Source organism: Burkholderia sp. BKH01 (assembly GCF_025685725.1).
Classification (GTDB): domain Bacteria; phylum Pseudomonadota; class Gammaproteobacteria; order Burkholderiales; family Burkholderiaceae; genus Burkholderia; species Burkholderia pyrrocinia_C.
This window is the reverse complement of record NZ_JAOTQT010000007.1, coordinates 81,665-98,366: the sequence shown is the minus strand read 5'-3', so window position 1 is coordinate 98,366 and position 16,702 is coordinate 81,665. Positions and strand designations below refer to the sequence as shown.

At 63.5% G+C, this 16,702-nt stretch carries 16 protein-coding genes and 1 pseudogene; 9 read left to right on the top strand and 8 right to left on the bottom strand.

What is annotated here, in order from left to right; translation table 11 throughout:
- The first annotated feature begins 48 nt into the window (after positions 1-48).
- Entirely contained in the window at positions 49-930 is an 882-nt protein-coding gene (locus OEJ37_RS13700; protein WP_174420974.1) for a helix-hairpin-helix domain-containing protein, read from the top strand.
- Between the two features lie 139 nt (positions 931-1,069).
- Here OEJ37_RS13700 and OEJ37_RS13695 read toward each other — a convergent pair whose 3' ends face one another.
- Positions 1,070-1,495, bottom strand: coding sequence for a helix-turn-helix domain-containing protein (locus OEJ37_RS13695; protein WP_174420975.1), 426 nt, complete (start codon positions 1,493-1,495; stop codon positions 1,070-1,072).
- A gap of 375 nt (positions 1,496-1,870) precedes the next feature.
- Positions 1,871-3,385, bottom strand: coding sequence for an acetyl-CoA hydrolase/transferase family protein (locus OEJ37_RS13690; protein WP_174420976.1), 1,515 nt, complete (start codon positions 3,383-3,385; stop codon positions 1,871-1,873).
- Between the two features lie 254 nt (positions 3,386-3,639).
- Here OEJ37_RS13690 and OEJ37_RS13685 point away from each other — a divergent pair, with 254 nt between their 5' ends.
- Genes OEJ37_RS13685 through OEJ37_RS13650 form a run of 8 tightly spaced genes read left to right on the top strand, consistent with a single transcriptional unit; the run spans position 3,640 to position 11,333 of the window.
- Positions 3,640-3,999, top strand: coding sequence for a hypothetical protein (locus OEJ37_RS13685; protein WP_263344556.1), 360 nt, complete (start codon positions 3,640-3,642; stop codon positions 3,997-3,999).
- A 40-nt stretch (positions 4,000-4,039) separates the two neighbouring features.
- On the top strand, positions 4,040-4,798 hold the full coding sequence (locus tag OEJ37_RS13680) for a CDP-alcohol phosphatidyltransferase family protein (protein WP_174420977.1): 759 nt from the start codon (positions 4,040-4,042) through the stop codon (positions 4,796-4,798).
- Positions 4,795-5,604, top strand: coding sequence for a 2OG-Fe(II) oxygenase (locus tag OEJ37_RS13675; protein WP_175941864.1), 810 nt, complete (start codon positions 4,795-4,797; stop codon positions 5,602-5,604). Before OEJ37_RS13680 ends, OEJ37_RS13675 begins: the two co-directional genes overlap by 4 nt.
- Positions 5,601-6,602 carry an HpnL family protein gene (locus OEJ37_RS13670; protein WP_111018262.1) on the top strand — a complete coding sequence of 334 codons (1,002 nt, stop codon included), beginning with the start codon at positions 5,601-5,603 and terminating at the stop codon, positions 6,600-6,602. The genes OEJ37_RS13675 and OEJ37_RS13670 overlap by 4 nt, the downstream gene beginning before the upstream one ends.
- 36 nt (positions 6,603-6,638) lie before the next feature.
- Positions 6,639-7,406 (top strand): phosphocholine cytidylyltransferase family protein, encoded by a 768-nt coding sequence (locus OEJ37_RS13665; RefSeq protein ID WP_263344553.1) that lies wholly within the window; start codon positions 6,639-6,641, stop codon positions 7,404-7,406.
- Positions 7,403-9,091, top strand: a complete 1,689-nt coding sequence (aepX, locus tag OEJ37_RS13660; RefSeq protein WP_174420981.1) for a phosphoenolpyruvate mutase — start codon at positions 7,403-7,405, stop codon at positions 9,089-9,091. Before OEJ37_RS13665 ends, aepX begins: the two co-directional genes overlap by 4 nt.
- Positions 9,088-10,269: a phosphonopyruvate decarboxylase gene (gene aepY / locus OEJ37_RS13655; protein WP_175917810.1), complete on the top strand. Its 1,182-nt coding sequence runs from the start codon at positions 9,088-9,090 to the stop codon at positions 10,267-10,269. The genes aepX and aepY overlap by 4 nt, the downstream gene beginning before the upstream one ends.
- Positions 10,269-11,333: a 2-aminoethylphosphonate aminotransferase gene (locus OEJ37_RS13650; protein ID WP_263344552.1), complete on the top strand. Its 1,065-nt coding sequence runs from the start codon at positions 10,269-10,271 to the stop codon at positions 11,331-11,333. Before aepY ends, OEJ37_RS13650 begins: the two co-directional genes overlap by 1 nt.
- Positions 11,334-11,610: 277 nt before the next feature.
- Here OEJ37_RS13650 and OEJ37_RS13645 read toward each other — a convergent pair whose 3' ends face one another.
- The 6 genes and pseudogenes from OEJ37_RS13645 to OEJ37_RS13620 form a co-directional block, all read right to left on the bottom strand.
- On the bottom strand, positions 11,611-13,437 hold the full coding sequence (locus OEJ37_RS13645; RefSeq protein WP_263344551.1) for an ATP-dependent nuclease: 1,827 nt from the start codon (positions 13,435-13,437) through the stop codon (positions 11,611-11,613).
- 406 nt (positions 13,438-13,843) lie between these two features.
- Positions 13,844-14,047: a hypothetical protein gene (locus OEJ37_RS13640; protein ID WP_263344550.1), complete on the bottom strand. Its 204-nt coding sequence runs from the start codon at positions 14,045-14,047 to the stop codon at positions 13,844-13,846.
- 370 nt (positions 14,048-14,417) lie between these two features.
- Entirely contained in the window at positions 14,418-14,567 is a 150-nt protein-coding gene (locus tag OEJ37_RS13635) for a hypothetical protein (RefSeq protein ID WP_263344549.1), read from the bottom strand.
- Between the two features lie 150 nt (positions 14,568-14,717).
- On the bottom strand, positions 14,718-15,152 hold the full coding sequence (locus OEJ37_RS13630) for a lysozyme inhibitor LprI family protein (RefSeq protein WP_263344548.1): 435 nt from the start codon (positions 15,150-15,152) through the stop codon (positions 14,718-14,720).
- 322 nt (positions 15,153-15,474) lie between these two features.
- The gene (locus tag OEJ37_RS13625; RefSeq protein ID WP_263344547.1) at positions 15,475-16,386 is read right to left on the bottom strand and encodes a hypothetical protein; all 912 of its coding nucleotides are present in this window, start codon (positions 16,384-16,386) and stop codon (positions 15,475-15,477) included.
- Positions 16,387-16,502: 116 nt separating this feature from the next.
- A pseudogene (locus tag OEJ37_RS13620) lies at positions 16,503-16,676 on the bottom strand (integrase); the annotation flags it as partial.
- Positions 16,677-16,702: the final 26 nt, after the last annotated feature.

The following is a 16,702-nucleotide window of genomic DNA, read 5'->3' as shown; positions in this document are numbered from 1 at the left end:
CATCGCTCGCCGCGTCCATTCCGTTTGTGCTTCCCCGGGTCCCTCTCCATGCAGTCGACCGCCAGCCAAACGTACGAGGAAAACCGGCACATCGCGGCACGCCTGCGCGAGGCCGCGCAGTGGCTCGCCGACCAGGGCGCGAATCCTTACCGGGTCGCCGCCTACCGCGCGTCGGCCGATGCGGTCGATGCACTCGACCGCAACATCCGCACCTTGTTCGAAGCCGGTGGCGTCAATGCGCTGGGCGCGCTGCCCGACATCGGCAAGGGCGTCGCGCAGGCGATCGCCGAACTGCTGGTGACGGGGCGCTGGCGCCAGCTCGACCGGCTGCGCGGCGATACCGAACGCATCTCCGCATTCGAGGCCGTGCCGGGCATCGGCCACGCGCTCGCGCTGCGCATTCACGACGCGCTGCACATCGACACGCTCGAGGAGCTCGAACGCGCGGCCCGCAACGGCCAGCTCGAAACGATCGCGGGCGTCGGCCCGCGGCGTGCGGTCGGCATCCGCACCGCGCTCGACGACGTGCTGAGCCGCCGCCGGCGCTGGCAGGGTCACATGCAGGACGTCGGCCCCGGCACGGAGCCGCCCGTCGAGCTGCTGCTCTACATCGATCGCCAGTACCGCCACAAGGCCGCCGCCGGCGTGCTGCCGATGCTCGTGCATCGGCGCCTGAACGCCGACTGCTACGTGCCGCCGCCCGTGATGCACATGACGAAAGGCGGCTGGCATTTCACGGCGCTGTGCCAGCACGCCGCCGCGCGCACGCCGGAATCCGGTCACACGATGGACTGGGTTTCGCTCTACTTCTACGATGCGGTGCAGTGCGAACACCAGCGCACCGTTTTCACCGAAACGTTCGGCTCGCTCGTCGGCAAGCGCATCGTGCGCGGGCGGGAGATGGAGTGCCGCGTGTATTACGCGGGATGAGTCATGCGTCGGATGCTTCGCTGACGGCGAACGCCGCGTCGCGCACGGACGCGATCTCGCGGCACGCACGGACGAGCGCGCGTGAACGACAATCGGAATGCCCGCCCGCCGATACATGCGCATCGCGCGGGCCGGCCGCTTATGCGCCGTCCGCCTTCGCGCGGCGCGCCGGATGACGATGCGCGGCGATGCGCAGCAGCTTCTGGAACGACGGGCATTCGAGATGGTTCTGCGCCGGACACACGGCCGCATGCCGCAGCGCATCGCGCACGGCGCCGAGACGGCGGATCGTGCGGTCGAGTTCGTCGGCCTTGCCGTCGAGCTTCGCGCGATCGATCGCGGGCCGGCCGTCCGCACCGACCATCGCGAGGATGTCGTCGAGCGAAAAACCGGCCTCGCGGCCGAGCGCGATCAGCGCCAGGCGCTCCAGCACTGACTCGTCGTATTGCCGCCGCAGCCCGTGCCGGCCGGTCGGGACGATCAGCCCCTTTTCCTCGTAGTAGCGCAGCGTCGACGCAGGCAATCCCGTGCGTCGCGCGACTTCCGCTATGTCCAGACGGCTCATGCCTGACCTCAAGTGAACTTGAAGTTGCAAGATAGACGCCCGACTCCGTAAAGACAAGCGTGGGCCGCCATGAAACCGCTGAAACCGACTCGTATTCCGCTGCGTCGCGCAACCGTCGCCGTTCGCCGCGGACGTGCACGATGAGCCCGTCCGACGTCCTGCTCGACCTGCCGCCGATCAGCGCGGGGGCTCTATCTGGCGGCGTTCACGCTCGCGGCGCTGGCCGGTTGAGCACGCGGTTTGCGGGCGCCATGCCGGGTGGGTCCTGCTCAGCCGGCCGTCGCCGAAACCCGCGACGCGCCGTGCCTGTGCCATGTCTCCCGACGTTCCCGTTGTTTTCAATCCAGCCATCCGGCGCGCCCGCTTCGCACCGCGTCAGGCCTTCATCGTCCCCGTGCGCACGAAGCGCTCGTGCCACGACAGCGCTTCGGCGAGCAGGTGCGGCGTGTGCTTGCCGAAGCTTTCGCGCGACGCGCGCTCGAAGTAGTCCTCGAGCATCGGCCGGTAATCGGGGTGAGCGCAGGTCGCGATGACCTTGCGCGCGCGCTGCTTCGGCGACAGGCCGCGCAGGTCCGCGAGGCCCTGCTCGGTGACGACCACCGCGACATCGTGCTCGGTGTGGTCGACGTGGCTCGCCATCGGCACGATCCGCGAGATCGCACCGCCCTTCGCGGTACTCGCCGACATGAAGCACGACAGATAGCCGTTGCGCGCGAAGTCGCCCGAACCGCCGATGCCGTTCTGGATCTTCGTGCCCATCACGTGCGTCGAGTTCACGTTGCCGTAGATGTCGGCCTCGATCATCCCGTTCATCGCGATGCAGCCGAGGCGGCGCACGAGTTCCGGATGGTTGCTGATCTCCTGCGGGCGCAGCACGATCTTCTCGCGGAACGTCGCGATCTCGTCGGCGAAGCGCTGCACGGCGGCCGGGCTCAGCGACAGCGCGGTGGCCGACGCGAAGCTCAGCGTGCCGTCGTCGAGCAGGTCGAGCATGGCGTCCTGGATCACTTCGGTGTACGCGGTCAGGTTCGAGAAGCCGGCCGAGCTGAGTTCCGCGAGCACCGCGTTCGTGATGTTGCCGACGCCCGACTGCAGCGGCAGCAGGTTTTCGGGCAGGCGGCCGCGCTTCACTTCGTGGCGCAGGAAGTCGATCAGTTGCAGCGCGATCTGCTTCGACGTCTCGTCCGGCGCGGAGAACGCATTGCTGCGATCGGGCGCGTCGGTCTCGACGATCGCGACGATCTTGTCGGCCGGACAGCGCAGGTACGGCTCGCCGATCCGGTCGTCGCTCTTCGTCAGCGGAATCGGCTTGCGATGCGGCGGCAGCGCGGTGCCGTAATAGATGTCGTGCATCCCGTCGAGGCCGAGCGGCTGGCGCGCGTTCACTTCCAGGATCACGTGCGTCGCGCGTTCGAGCCACGTCTTGTTGTTGCCGATCGATGCGGACGGAATCAGCAGCCCGTCCTCGCGGATGCCCGCGACTTCGACGATCGCGACGTCGAGATCGCCATACAGCCCGAACCATGCGTATTGCGCGACGTGGCTCAGGTGGACGTCCTGGTAATCGACTTCGCCGCTGTTGATCTTGTCGCGCAGCGTCGGGTCGGACTGGTACGGCAGCCGCATCGAGATGCCGTTGGTGCGGGCGAGCGCGCCGTCGAGTTCCGGCGCGGTGGATGCGCCCGTCAGCACGTTGATCCGGAAGTCCTCGCCGCGCGCGTGCGCCGCGTCGATGTGGGCGGCAAGCGCGGCCGGCACGGCCTTCGGATAGCCCGAGCCGGTGAAGCCGCTCATGGCGACGGTCATGCCGGGACGGATCAGCGCGGCGGCTTCGTCGGCGGTGCGGACGAGCGAACGCAGGGCGGGAGCGAGGATGCGTGATGAAGACATGGCTGGTTTCTGACGCTTTGGTCTGTCGTTGACGTCGCGGGGGGTGTCTCCTGAGCGACATGAAGCCCTTGGGGCCGCAAGGAGCGGCCGGCACCACAGGCACGGTCGGAGTATCGCAGAGGCGACCGCCGCGAAATGTCCGCCGGATGCAAAAGATCCTTGCCGGATTTGCCAGGTATCGAACGACCGTTCTGTGACAGACGATCCAAAATGAACCGGATGCACGCGAAAGGTGCGCGAAAGCATCGGGACGAATGACCGGTCGCCGATCGACAACCCTCGCGAATCAATTGCCGGATTTCGATTGCAATTTGCTGCGCATCGATCGGCAATTGCCGATACGCGTGCAGCGCGGCCAATTGTCGCCCGATGCACCCTTTCCGAGCCTGACCCATGTCAAGGTCGCACGCGCCGCGCGCCATCCGCCGGCATGCGCGAAAAGCGCCGCCCCGCCGGCCTTCGAGGCCCGTCCGGCCTTGACAGCCGCGCGACGCGAACCACACTGGAACATGGGCTCGGCCGCCGCGTTTGCGCGCCCTTTCGCACGCCCGGTTTTCGACCGGCCGCGACCCGCAGGACGCGGTAACACTCTCGTATGTCAGGACATTGATTGAATAAAAAGCAACAAATTACAATTCCGTATATATTTCGCCGATGGACCAAAGAAAAACCGCCACACGCTCCGAGCCCCCCCTGCCACGCACCTGGGATGCGCGGCTCGCGCGCTCGCTTGTCCGACCGCTTGTCGATACGCCGGTCACCCCGAATCACCTCACTACGCTTCGTCTGCTGATCGGCCTCGCCGGCGCCTGGTGCCTCGCGCACGGCGGTTTCGGCTGGAGCAACGCGGGCGCGTTCCTGATCGTGCTGTCGAACTTCGTCGACCATACCGACGGCGAGCTCGCGCGCATCAGCGGCAAGTCCAGCAAGATCGGTCATTTCTACGACCTCGCGGCCGATGCGCTCGTGACGATCGCGCTGTTCGTCAGCATGGGCCTCGGCATCGTCGCCCAGGGCGGCCAGATGGCCGCGTCGCCGGTGCTGCTCGGCGCGGTGGCCGGCGCGGCCGTCGCGCTGATCTTCTTCCTGCGCATGCGGATCGAATCGATCGCCGGCAAGGCCGGCACCAAGCAGGCATTCGCCGGCGGCTTCGAGACCGAAGACGTGCTGTACCTGCTGCCGATCGTGACGCTCGTCGACGGCGTCGAGCCGTTCGTGCTCGCGGCGTCGATCGGCGCCCCGCTGTTCGCCGCGTGGGTCGTGATCGACTGGTGGCGCATCGTCCGGCGCGGCAACCTCCCGCAAGAAAACGCCGGGTCGCCCCAAGTTTTCTTGTCCCCTTCGGGGGGCCTGGCGCGCAGCGACAGGTCCGGGGGCGCTCAAAACCCAACCGAAATCCAGGCTTCCAAATGACTCCGAGCACGCGCGACGACTCCGTGCTGAGCCCGGCACGCCCCGCGCCTGCGCGCGCGGCCGCGTCCGCCCCCGATCGCACCGTGGCCGACTGCGTCGGCCATCTCGACCTCGACCGCCTGCGCGACGACTACACGCGCCAGGGGTCGTTCCTGTACCTCGACGCGTTCCTGCCGGCCGACGCGCACGCGAAGCTCGCGGCGGCCGCCCGCGCGATGCAGGCCGGCCTGAACCGCAATTACCTGCCCGGCCACAAGCAGGGCGGCAGCGTGAGCCGCCATACGATCGACGAGCAGGCGCCGTACATCGCCGAGCTGTATCGGTCGAAGGCGCTGATCGGCTTTCTCGAGAAGGTCACGGGCGACAAGCTGATGCTGTCGCCGGACGACGATCCGCACGCGTACGCGCTGTATTACTACACGAAGCCCGGCGACCACATCGGCTGGCACTACGACACGTCGTACTACGACGGCCGCCGCTACACGCTGCTGATCGGCGTGATCGACGAATCGTCGTGCCGGCTCGACTACGAGCTGCACACGCGCAACCCGGACGTGCCCGACGAACCGGGCTCCGTGCAGATCGCCGACGGCGGCATCGTGCTGTTCGACGGCGACAAGCTGCGCCACCGCATCACGCCGCTCGGCCAGGACGAGATGCGCGTGTCGCTGACTTTCGAATACGTGACGAACCCCGGCATGCGGCCGTGGAAGCGCTTCATCTCGAACATGAAGGACGCGATCGCGTATTTCGGCTTCCGCCAGGTGTTCAAGCAACTGGCCACGCGACGCACGACCGGGTCATGACACGCGCCGGCCTGATCCTGCTGTCCCTCGGGACGGCACTCTTCATCGCACTCCTTGCATGGCAGGGCGTCGGCGCGGTCGCGTCCACGTTCCTCGCGGCCGGCTGGGGCCTCGCGCTCGTCGCGGCGTTCCACGTCGTGCCGCTCGTGATCGACGCGATCGCGATCTCCGTGATGTTCCGCCGCGGCCAGCCGGGCGCCGAGCTCGGCAACGCGCTGCGCGCACGCTGGGTCGGCGAATCGGTGAACAGCCTGCTGCCCGCCGGGCAGATCGGCGGCCCCGTGCTGATGGTGCGCCACCTCGCGCAGCGCGGCACGCGGATGGCCGACGCGGCCGCCGCCGTTACCGTCGGCACGACGATGCAGGCGCTCGCGCAGATGGCGTTCGCGCTGATCGGCATCGCCGCGTTCAGCCTCTATGCAACGCACGAGTCGGTCGCGCACCTGCGCACCCCCGCGCTGATCGCCACCGGCGTGCTCGGCGCGCTCGCCGCGCTGTTCTACGTGGCGCAGCGGCGCGGGCTGTTCGGCCGCGGCCTGCGCCTCGCGTCGAAGCTGCTCGGCCCGCGCGACTGGTCGTCGCTCGCGACCCGCGCCGACGCGATCGACGACGCGGTCGGTGCGCTGTACCGCGATCGTGCGAGGGTCGCGAAGACCTTCGCATTGAGCCTGGTCGGCTGGATCGTCGGCACCGCGGAAGTGTGGCTCGCGCTGCACTTCCTCGGGCACCCGGTGAGCTGGCTCGACGCGCTGCTGCTCGAAAGCGTCGGCCAGGCGATCCGCGGCGCGGCCTTCGCGATCCCGGGCTCGCTCGGCGCGCAGGAAGGCGGTTACCTGCTGCTCGCGCCACTGGTCGGCCTGCCGCCCGACGCGGCGCTCGCGCTGTCGCTCGCGAAGCGCGCGCGCGAGCTCGCGCTCGGCCTGCCCGGCCTGCTCTATCTGCATTTCAGTGAAAGAAACTGGCAGCGGCGCCGTGCGCCGCAGCCGCTCGCCGACTGATCGTTCAGATCCGCCGGCTTTTTGGTTGGAGAACCCATGCGAGCCATCATTCTTGCGGCAGGCCTCGGCTTGCGCCTGCAACAACCGCCCGAGGAGCAATTCCCGAAGTGCCTGCTGCGCTTCGACGGCGTTTCGCTGCTCGAGCGCCATCTGCGCGTGCTCGACGCCGCGGGCGTCGACGAGATCGTGCTCGGGCTCGGCTTCCAGTCCGAGAAGGTCGAACAGGAATTGAAGCGCCTCGGCCGCGAGGCCGAGATCGTGCTGAACGAGCGCTACGACCTCGGCAGCGTGCTGACCGTGCATACCGTCACCGATGCGATGACGCGCGGCGGCGACGTGCTGCTGATGGACGCCGACGTGCTGTATGACGAGAACATCCTGCATGCGCTGGTGGCCGATCCCGACAAGGCGGTCGATCGCCTGCTGATCGATCGCGACTTCGAGGCCGGCGACGAACCCGTCAAGCTGTGCGTGAAGAACGGCGTTCCGGTCGAGCTGCGCAAACAGCTCGCGGTCGACCTCGACTACGACACGATCGGCGAATCGGTCGGCTTCTTCCGCTTCACCGAAGGCACCGCGCGCCGCCTCGCGACGATCGTCGCGGGCTACGTCGACAGCGGCCGCGCGAACATGCCGCACGAGGAAGCCGTGCGCGACCTGCTGCTCGAAGGCGGCCATTCGTTCGACGTCGCCGACGTCACCGGCTCGCCGTGGATCGAGATCGACTTCCCGAACGACGTCGCACGCGCCACCCAAGAAATCCTCCCCCTGATTCAACGCACCACCGCAGGAGCCGCACGATGAACGCACGCGAACCCAATTTCACCGAATCGCGCAGCGCACGCCTGCGCCGCATGCTCGTCAGCAGCGACCTCGAATTCCTGATGGAAGCGCACAACGGCCTGTCCGCGCGGATCGTCCGCGAGGCCGGCTTCAAGGGGATCTGGGCATCGGGCCTCGCGATCTCCGCGCAGTTCGGCGTACGCGACAACAACGAGGCCAGCTGGACGCAGGTCGTCGACGTGCTCGAATTCATGGCCGACGCGAGCGACCTGCCGATCCTGCTCGACGGCGACACCGGCTACGGCAACTTCAACAACGTGCGCCGCCTCGTGAGGAAGCTGGAGCAGCGCGGCATCGCCGGCGTCTGCATCGAGGACAAGCAGTTCCCGAAGACGAACAGCTTCATCGACGGCGAGCGCCAGCCGCTCGCCGAGATCGACGAGTTCTGCGGCAAGATCAAGGCCGGCAAGGATTCGCAGACCGATCCCGACTTCTCGATCGTCGCGCGCGTCGAGGCGCTGATCGCGGGCTGGGGGATGGACGAGGCGCTGCGCCGCGCGAACGCGTATGCGGAGGCCGGCGCCGACGCGATCCTGATCCACAGCAAGCTGTCGCGCCCGGACGAGATTCTGCAGTTCGCGCGCGAATGGAGCGGCAAGGCGCCGCTCGTGATCGTGCCGACCAAGTACTACAGCACGCCGACCGACGTGTTCCGCCAGGCCGGCATCAGCACCGTGATCTGGGCGAACCACCTGATCCGCGCATCGGCTTCCGCGATGCAGGCCGTCGCGCGCGAGATTCACGAGAACGAAACGCTGATCAACGTCGAGGACCGCGTCGCGTCGGTCAACGAGATCTTCCGCCTGCAGGACGCCGACGAATATTCGGCGGCCGAGCGTATCTACCTGTCGTCGTCGTCGCGCGCGTCGAACGCGGCGGTCGTGCTCGCCGCAAGCCGCGGCAAGGGGCTCGAAGCCGTCACCGAAGACAAACCCAAGGTCATGCTGCCGGTCGCCGGCAAGCCGCTGCTGCGCTGGCTCGTCGACGGCTTCAAGAAGCAAGGCGTGAACGACATCACCGTGGTCGGCGGCTATCGCGCCGACGCGATCGACACGTCGGGCATCAAGCTCGTCGTCAACGAACGCCATGCGCAGACGGGCGAGCTCGCGTCGCTCGCATGCGCGGCGGAACGCCTGACCGGTGACACCGTGATCTCGTACGGCGACCTGCTGTTCCGCAGCTACATCCTGCGCGACCTCGCGGAGAGCGAGGCCGAATTCAGCGTCGTCGTCGATTCGTCGCTGACGGAGCCGACCAACCAGAGCGTGCGCGACTTCGCGCTCTGCTCGGCTGCGGACGATCGCGGCCTGTTCGGCCAGAAGACGTATCTGCAACGTGTATCGAGCGACGTCGCCGCAGGCACGCCGCACGGCCGCTGGATCGGCCTGCTGAACGTGCGCGGCGCCGGTGTCGACCGCCTGAAGGCGATGCTCGCGACACTGCAGGCGCGCGCCGATTTCGACACGCTCGACATCCCGTCGCTGCTCAACGAACTGATCGCCGCCGGCGAGAAGATCGAGGTGCAGTACGTGCACGGCCACTGGCGCGGCGTCAACGATCTCGAAGACTTCCGCCGCGCGGGCGACTTCGCGCACGGCCAGACGCCGCTGTCCGAACCGGGCGCCGGCAACGGGGGCGCGCAATGATCGAAGCGGCCCAGTTCGTCGAGGCCGCGCGCGAACGCGGCTTCGACTGGTACGCGGGCGTGCCCTGCTCGTACCTGACGCCGTTCATCAACTACGTGCTGCAGGACCCGACGCTGCACTACGTGTCGGCCGCGAACGAAGGCGACGCGGTCGCGCTGATCGCGGGCGCGACGCTCGGCGGCAAGCGCGGGATCGCGATGATGCAGAACTCGGGGCTCGGCAACGCGGTGAGCCCGCTGACGTCGCTGACCTGGACGTTCCGCCTGCCGCAACTGCTGATCGTCACGTGGCGCGGCCAGCCGGGCGTCGCCGACGAGCCGCAGCACGCGCTGATGGGCCCGATCACGCCCGCGATGCTCGACACGATGGAGATCCCGTGGGAGACGTTCCCGACCGACCCCGAACAGGTCGGCCCGGCACTCGACCGCGCGATCGCGCACATGGACGCGACCGGCCGCCCGTACGCGCTCGTGATGCAGAAAGGCAGCGTCGCGCCGTATGAACTGAAGGCGAACCCGGCGGCGCAGCCGCGCGCGCATGTCGCCGCGCAGTCGTCATCGCGCGCCGCGTCGGCCGATGCATGGCCGACCCGTCACGACGCGCTGCAGCACGTGATCGCGCACACGCCGGTCGACTCGACCGTCGTGCTCGCGTCGACCGGTTTCTGCGGCCGCGAACTCTACGCGATCGACGATCGCCCGAACCAGCTGTACATGGTCGGCTCGATGGGCTGCGTGACGCCGCTCGCGCTCGGCCTCGCGCTCGCGCGCCCCGACCTGCGCGTGGTGGCCGTCGACGGCGACGGCGCCGCGCTGATGCGCATGGGCGTGTTCGCGACGCTCGGCACCTACGGCCCGGCCAACCTCACGCATGTGCTGCTCGACAACGGCGCGCACGAATCGACGGGCGGCCAGGCAACCGTGTCGCAGCATGTGTCGTTCGCGGGCGTCGCGGCCGCATGCGGCTATGCGTCGGCGGTCGAAGGCGACACGCTCGACGTGCTCGATGCAACGCTGGCTGCGCCGGGCGATGGGGTGCGGTTCGTTCGTCTCGCGATCCGCACCGGCGTGCCCGACGGCCTGCCCCGCCCGACCGTCACGCCGGTGGAAGTCAAGACTCGTCTGATGCGGCACATCGGCGCCGCGCAGGCCGAAGCCCACGCTGAAGGAGCCCTTTGATGCTGCTGCTGAACCCCGGCCCGGTAACGCTGACCGAACGCGTACGCCGCAGCCTGCTGCAACCCGACCTGTGCCACCGCGAAAGCGAATTTTTCGATCTGCAGGATGAGGCGCGGGCGCGCCTCGTCGCCGCATACGAACTCGATCCGGCCGAATGGGCGGCCGTGTTGATGACGGGCTCGGGCACGGCAGCCGTCGAAAGCATGATCGCGGCGCTCGTGCCGCGGGACGGCAAGCTGCTCGTGATCGAGAACGGCGTGTACGGCGAGCGGATCACGCAGATCGCGACGCAGTACGGGATCGCGCACGACGTGCTGAAGCATGAATGGATGCAGGCGCCCGACCTCGCACAGATCGCCGCGCGCCTCGACGCGGGTGGCTACTCGCACGTCGCGGTGATCCATCACGAAACGACGACGGGCCGCCTGAACGATCTCGGCGCGATCGCCGACGTATGCCGTTCGCGCGGCGTGAAGCTGCTCGTCGACGGCGTCAGCAGCTTCGGCGCGGAAGCGATCGACTTCGCCGGCGGCGACATCGACGCGGTCGCGGCGACCGCGAACAAGTGCCTGCACGGCGTGCCGGGCGCGGCGTTCGTGATCCTGCGCCGCAGCGCGCTCGCGAAGGCCGCGAGCCGCACGTACTACCTCGACCTCGGCCGTCTCGCGAAGCTGCAGGACCAGCGCAACACGCCGTTCACGCCGTCCGTGCACGCGTACTACGCGCTCGTCGAGGCGCTGCGCGAATTCGACGAAGCCGGCGGCTGGCGTGCGCGCCATGCGCATTACAAGGCGCTCGCCGATCAGGTGCAGGTCGGCCTCGCCGCGCGCGGGATGCCGTTGGTGCTGCCGGAAGGCGCGTCGTCGGTCGTGCTGCGCGCGTACCGGCTGCCGCAGGGCGTCACGTACGAGACGCTGCACGACGGGTTGAAGGCGCGCGGCTTCGTGATCTATGCCGGGCAAGGCGGGTTGTCGAAGGAACTGTTCCGGATCTCGACGATGGGCGCGATCGCAGCGGCTGATGTCGAGCGGTTGCTGGAGGGGTTTACCGAGTTGACGCGGTAAGCGGCTGACTTTTCTCGTCGACCTAAGGCCCGTGAGGGCCTTTTTTGTTTTTCGCGGATTTCTGTGGGTGGCGTTTGTCGACCCGAAGCGGCCTGCTGATCCAGCGGCGTTTTGCGGGCGGCTCTCGACTAGTAAAGAGACGTTGGCCCAAGCAGAAGGACACCCGATGCGTGGTGTGGGGTCAATCTGCGAAACTAAGCGCGCTGCTTCAGGTGCCGCCTCCATCTACAGGCGCAAGCGCACCTATATGGGTAACAACAATCGGCGCAGCTTGAGCCTAGAGATTTGAGCCAAGGTTTTCGACGTATTCTCCAAATATTTCGACCATCTTTGCCCGCCATGCTTCTGGGACTCCGTCCCAATCATTGCCCCACTTCTGCGTTTCCTGGTATGCCCTAAAAGGCTTTTCTGAGGACGGTGCTGTGTACCCTATTTCCCCTTCAATGTTCTCATGCATCTGGACGACTTTACCCTTGCCAGAAAGTGCGTCAGCAATTGGCTGGTTAAATATCTCAGCCCCAACTATGCCATTGTCGCGATCATGAACAACAATGGGAGAAATACCCATGGCAACAAGGTACTTAACAAGCCCAATAATTGATGCCTTTCCTCTTGCTTTGATTATTTCAAAATTAGATATAATTTTAAGATAACGATCTTTCGGCAGGCGCTTAAGAGTCTCTTTGATAACTATCTCTTCTGTATCCCCCTCAACAATGAGAACGTTCCTTGTAAAGAACACTCTGGCGACATGATCGTCAACGCGCAGAAGCATTTTTACATGCTGTCTTGCATCTTCTTCAAGAGCAAGAAAGGCATCCGTCACATTGAACGGTGAAGACGTTATTCCTGACTCGTCAAATCTCAGGCTATTCAATATCTGTCTTGGCTTTCTCGACAAATCAATGATGAATGGGGAGTGCGTGGTAGCAACAATCTGTGATTCCTTCCCACTCAACTCATAAATAGTGTCGCGCATTTGATTGGCGGCACTTGGATGAAGATAGATTTCCGGCTCCTCAAAACAAACGATAAGTGATCGAGCGTGATCATCCTCTCTTCGAGAAAGCCACCTTTGCCTAAATCGAAGCATGCCAAATGCAGCAGCCCGAATCATTCCGGAACCCTGGTGAGCAACCGGAGTCCTGACGTTACTAGACATCTCGACATTGAATGTCGGCCTGAGGGCGGTATTCGGGTCGTTCAGCTTTGCAGTGGCATGGAGTTGTGATTCGGGAAATACACCGCTAAGCACCGAATTTAGCTCAATAATCATTTTTCCGAATTCCGAGCCACTATCCCCTGGATCGAGCTCAAGAGCCAGCTTATCCAAATACTCCTGCGCCTTGTTGTAATTTTCAGACGCATTCCGAACATCCTCAAACAGCTCATTAAGAGTCTTTCCGAGTACGCCTGATGAAGCGCCCTCAATCTCAGCCACGGACGTATCGGCAGGTATGAGGAGGAATCGTGGCAGCATCTTCAGGACCACGCCTGGAATACCTCCAGGATTTTGAAACCAAGTTTCCGAATCTTTGGTATCCCAAATTGCGTCGAGCTGCTCCAGCTTTTCAAGTGCGCCTTTGCTTGAGCCGATCTTTGCTCCGAGATCGGCAAATAGCTCTTTGACCTCCGCCGACGGCACCCCTTTGTCAATGAGATCTTGCCCTGTCTTGTAGTCGGAAAATTCTGGCTTAATTTCACGATCCTTTGACCTAAATTCGATGACAACATCTTTTCCAAGTGAAAAGGTCTTTCGATAGGTCACCGATAGGCCAGTATCTGATTCGTCGTCCGTTGGGTAAGAGAAAATACGCCCTTTAAATCCCCTCCACTGTTTCGCTTCCAAGGGAAGATTTCGGAACTCAGCTTCCAATGTTATAGTATCCACAATGGGCTTTGTTTCCCCCGTCTCGCCGTCAACAACCGAAAAGTACTCAGAGCTGGGAATTGCCTTCTTGGCTGATAGCAGCCACTCAATGGCTTTTAGGACAGTGCTCTTGCCAGCATTGTTGGGCCCGATGAGGAAAGTCGCGTCGCCAAAAAGCAGTTTCACCGATTGAACACGCTTATAACCGTCAATCTTCAACGAGTGCAGTTTCATGACAATCCCTCACAAGCAAACATTGAAGCTTGAGGACGCGCTGTGGATAGGCTGGACGTCCTATTCACTAAGGGTCTGACGCCGGACTGCGGGATTCGATTAATTTATATCATAGGACTAAAAGCGAAGGGCAGCCACTGTCACGTATCGAAAACAGAACCATCATTTGAATGTCCGGGAACACCCGAGAGTAAGTGACCGGAATCGGCAGGCAGCGGTCAAAAGCGACTGACCGCTGCCGACACGTTGCGGACCTTCACGTTGGTCTCTACTGACCAAATCGTGCAATCAACGACTTGCATGCATCGGTTCCTACCGTAGATGCCCACAGTTCAGCTTCTTTGATTTCCGGCTCAAGTTTGGCAAGGGCATTTTGCTCCCAATGCTCTCGGACCGCACCAAGTGGTTACGCATCGGTTGCTGAATCGATAGCAACGAAAACCAAGAAGTCTGTGTCGTCGGCAGCCGCATTGGCCTCATGGCGCAAGCCAGCTAGTCGTCGCGAACCGATCAGAAAGCTCAACTGCCCGTCGAGCATCGCCTGCGCTGTTGAGACGACCTGTCGACGTACTGACTGAGCGAATTCTTCGTGGGTACTGTATTGGGTCATCTCAAGTCATCCTGGTTGTCCAAATCTGTCGCATGATACGTCGGCAACTCTTTAAGATCGAAGGTCCGCTCCTGGCCGGAAGCTACCCGATACGCCCGGCCGAGTAGCTGCCCCTTTTGTCGGCATACGAATTGCGACCTAAACGCCCAAAGCCAACACTTGGCGGCTCACTTAGGTTGCGCTAGCCGGTCGACCACAAACAGGACAAACGATGCGTTTGGCGTAGCTGACGAGCGTCAGTCCGCAGCAAGTCCCCTCTTGGCTTGGCCCGCACTCCTCGTCGACAAATTCGTCGGAAGATTGAGGCCGCGCGAGCACAAGAAGCGTCCAAGGTGATGGCACGGCGGACGTCTCATTCAATCGGTGAGCCTCAGCGAGCACGAGTTTGGCCGGACTGCCATTCCGGACATCCCCCTTTGGCCTCGCGTGCCTCCAACGCCAAAGCGATCACTTCGACCAGCTGCCGCTCCGGCAGCGAGGTCAGGGCATCCACAAGTTCTCGATTTTGCAAAAAACTCATCGAATTAACGACCCTATCCAATCAACGAGACGGCGACGGCAGTTGCATAGCCTTCAGATCGTCGCGGTCGGTGCTTTTTGTTCGCTGAGTGAATCAGCCTCTCTACAATATCCGTCAACCTTGGTAGCGCTGTCTTCATCTAGCGCTGCGCTAATCATGACTCACTTGCTTAAGCCACGCGTTTAATTCACGCGTACGATCACGTGTTCTGTCGATTTCGCAAGTCAGTAGATCAAGATTGCGATCTGCACCTGCCTCGTTTATCAGATACCAAGCGGTACACTCGTTACCGAGAAAACGGACCCATTGCCGCTGAGCCTCGACAAATTTCACCTTGAGTACCGGATAGTTGACGTACTCGTCACGTGGCCGAGACATCGACTTCAAAACCTTTTGGTAAGTGCGGTTCAATTCGTCGTCTGCTTGCTGAAATTCATCTTGACTACGCTGCAGCAAGCACTCGGGCGCCACGCTATCAGGTGCGCAACTCTGCGCTTGCGCAGCGGTGAACCACGACAATGTCAGCGCCATGGCGACGCCGAACGCTACGCGATGGGGGCTGGACGCCGATGCGCCGATATGCATTCTTGCTCCCGTTCCTGTTTTTCTCATCCGTATGGTGATCGGAGTAATTCTGGTGTCGATCGCTGTCGACAGCGCCGACTGAAGCACATACCGTTGACTTGCTTTTAACAAGCGCGACCAACTTCGGAAAAGCCGATTGTCAACGAACTACACGGCCATGTCGAGTGACTGAAAATGGCCGCATCTAGACAGTCGCGACCTCCGATTCACCGCACGGGATGTATCGACGCGATTTGACTCGCTCACGTTATGCACTTCCGTCTCAAGGTGCATGCGTTGCCGACTCAGCATTCCGCAGCATGACGGGCACAACGGTTGGCGCTCACGCTCTCGGGGATGCGTCGACCAAGCCCAGCGCCTGAAAGCCAGCAGCCGCGTGCGAGAGGGCGTTTTGATTCCAGTTGGACCGGAAGGACGGGTGCGGGAGCGCCAGAAAAGGGATCGACCGATCGGCCGCCATGTAGCGCGAAGGCACACCCATCGCTTCCTTGGCGTGGCACATGATGCTTTGGCGCTTGAACCGCGCGTCGAGCTTGGGCTTAACAGCGTTCCATGTGTTAGCCCCCCAAGATACGATCGAGACCCTCTCGTAAACACGGCAGACGGAACGCAGCACTGCGTCGAAACCGCACAGCCAGTCGTCGTAGCCCCTAAGGGTGCCCGTGGTTTTGGCCCCGACCGGTCGGAAATCCGGCACAAGGTTGAGGAACAGTACCACTGGCGTCTTGCTAAGGACCGCAGGCGGGATACCGACTCGATATCTCGGCGGAGCTTCATGCAGGCTGCCGTATCGCCAAAGCGGCGAATCCGGATCGTGTAGCCTCCCGTCCTTTTTGAGTGAGACGATCGGATACCAGTCGTGTCCTAAGACAATAACGGCCTCGCGCTTTGACGCGTCCCACGTGTCCAGAAGCGCATCATCGGTCCAAGGCGACAGACCAATCGAGAGCCCCACGCCTGCGCGCCGCGAAGCATCCATCAACTCGGCCGCCCTCTCTTGAAGCGAGAGGTCCTGTCGCATGCCTTCGATATGTCGGTGCAGCGACAGGTACTGACCGTAATGCGCTTCGAGGAAGTTGCTCGTCAGGAAGGGCAGCAAGCCATGGCGCGGTGTCCGCGCGAAGTTCCAATAGGAGTTTAACTCGGGCGTGATCTCTGGAAAGAGATGGCAATACGCGCGGAGGATGCGATCGACCGTGGCCTCGTCTCGCACAATGGGAATGTTTCCTTCCAATGACCTCTCCTCCGTCACTGCGGCCTTCGCCGTCACACATTGGTTATCACAAAGGCGTTCCAGGCGGCGATGCATTTTGTCGCAAGTTCGAACGCATCCACCAGCCGCCCGAGCGCGACGCGGCTTCCTTCGCGCAGGCCGTCAGCGGAGAGTTGACGAACGTTCGACGCCATCTGAAGTCTCGTCCGGATCGCCCAGATTTCCCGGAGCTCTAACGGCGGCTTCTGCCGGGTCAGCTTGCCCTTGTTCCACGGCACACGGTGGACAACAACGACATTCTCGGATTTCATGACAATCTCCTTACAAGCGAAGGGAA

Excerpts from the sequence above, each read along its gene's own strand:
- aepX (WP_174420981.1), top strand. The coding sequence starts at position 7,403 with ATGAACGCACGCGAACCCAATTTCACCGAATCGCGCAGCGCACGCCTG.
- OEJ37_RS13650 (WP_263344552.1), top strand. The coding sequence starts at position 10,269 with ATGCTGCTGCTGAACCCCGGCCCGGTAACGCTGACCGAACGCGTACGC.
- OEJ37_RS13675 (WP_175941864.1), top strand. The coding sequence starts at position 4,795 with ATGACTCCGAGCACGCGCGACGACTCCGTGCTGAGCCCGGCACGCCCC.
- OEJ37_RS13680 (WP_174420977.1), top strand. The coding sequence starts at position 4,040 with ATGGACCAAAGAAAAACCGCCACACGCTCCGAGCCCCCCCTGCCACGC.
- OEJ37_RS13635 (WP_263344549.1), bottom strand. The coding sequence starts at position 14,567 with ATGAGTTTTTTGCAAAATCGAGAACTTGTGGATGCCCTGACCTCGCTG.
- OEJ37_RS13685 (WP_263344556.1), top strand. The coding sequence starts at position 3,640 with ATGACCGGTCGCCGATCGACAACCCTCGCGAATCAATTGCCGGATTTC.
- OEJ37_RS13665 (WP_263344553.1), top strand. The coding sequence starts at position 6,639 with ATGCGAGCCATCATTCTTGCGGCAGGCCTCGGCTTGCGCCTGCAACAA.
- OEJ37_RS13645 (WP_263344551.1), bottom strand. The coding sequence starts at position 13,437 with ATGAAACTGCACTCGTTGAAGATTGACGGTTATAAGCGTGTTCAATCG.
- OEJ37_RS13690 (WP_174420976.1), bottom strand. The coding sequence starts at position 3,385 with ATGTCTTCATCACGCATCCTCGCTCCCGCCCTGCGTTCGCTCGTCCGC.
- OEJ37_RS13670 (WP_111018262.1), top strand. The coding sequence starts at position 5,601 with ATGACACGCGCCGGCCTGATCCTGCTGTCCCTCGGGACGGCACTCTTC.
- OEJ37_RS13695 (WP_174420975.1), bottom strand. The coding sequence starts at position 1,495 with ATGAGCCGTCTGGACATAGCGGAAGTCGCGCGACGCACGGGATTGCCT.
- OEJ37_RS13700 (WP_174420974.1), top strand. The coding sequence starts at position 49 with ATGCAGTCGACCGCCAGCCAAACGTACGAGGAAAACCGGCACATCGCG.
- OEJ37_RS13630 (WP_263344548.1), bottom strand. The coding sequence starts at position 15,152 with ATGCATATCGGCGCATCGGCGTCCAGCCCCCATCGCGTAGCGTTCGGC.
- OEJ37_RS13640 (WP_263344550.1), bottom strand. The coding sequence starts at position 14,047 with ATGACCCAATACAGTACCCACGAAGAATTCGCTCAGTCAGTACGTCGA.
- aepY (WP_175917810.1), top strand. The coding sequence starts at position 9,088 with ATGATCGAAGCGGCCCAGTTCGTCGAGGCCGCGCGCGAACGCGGCTTC.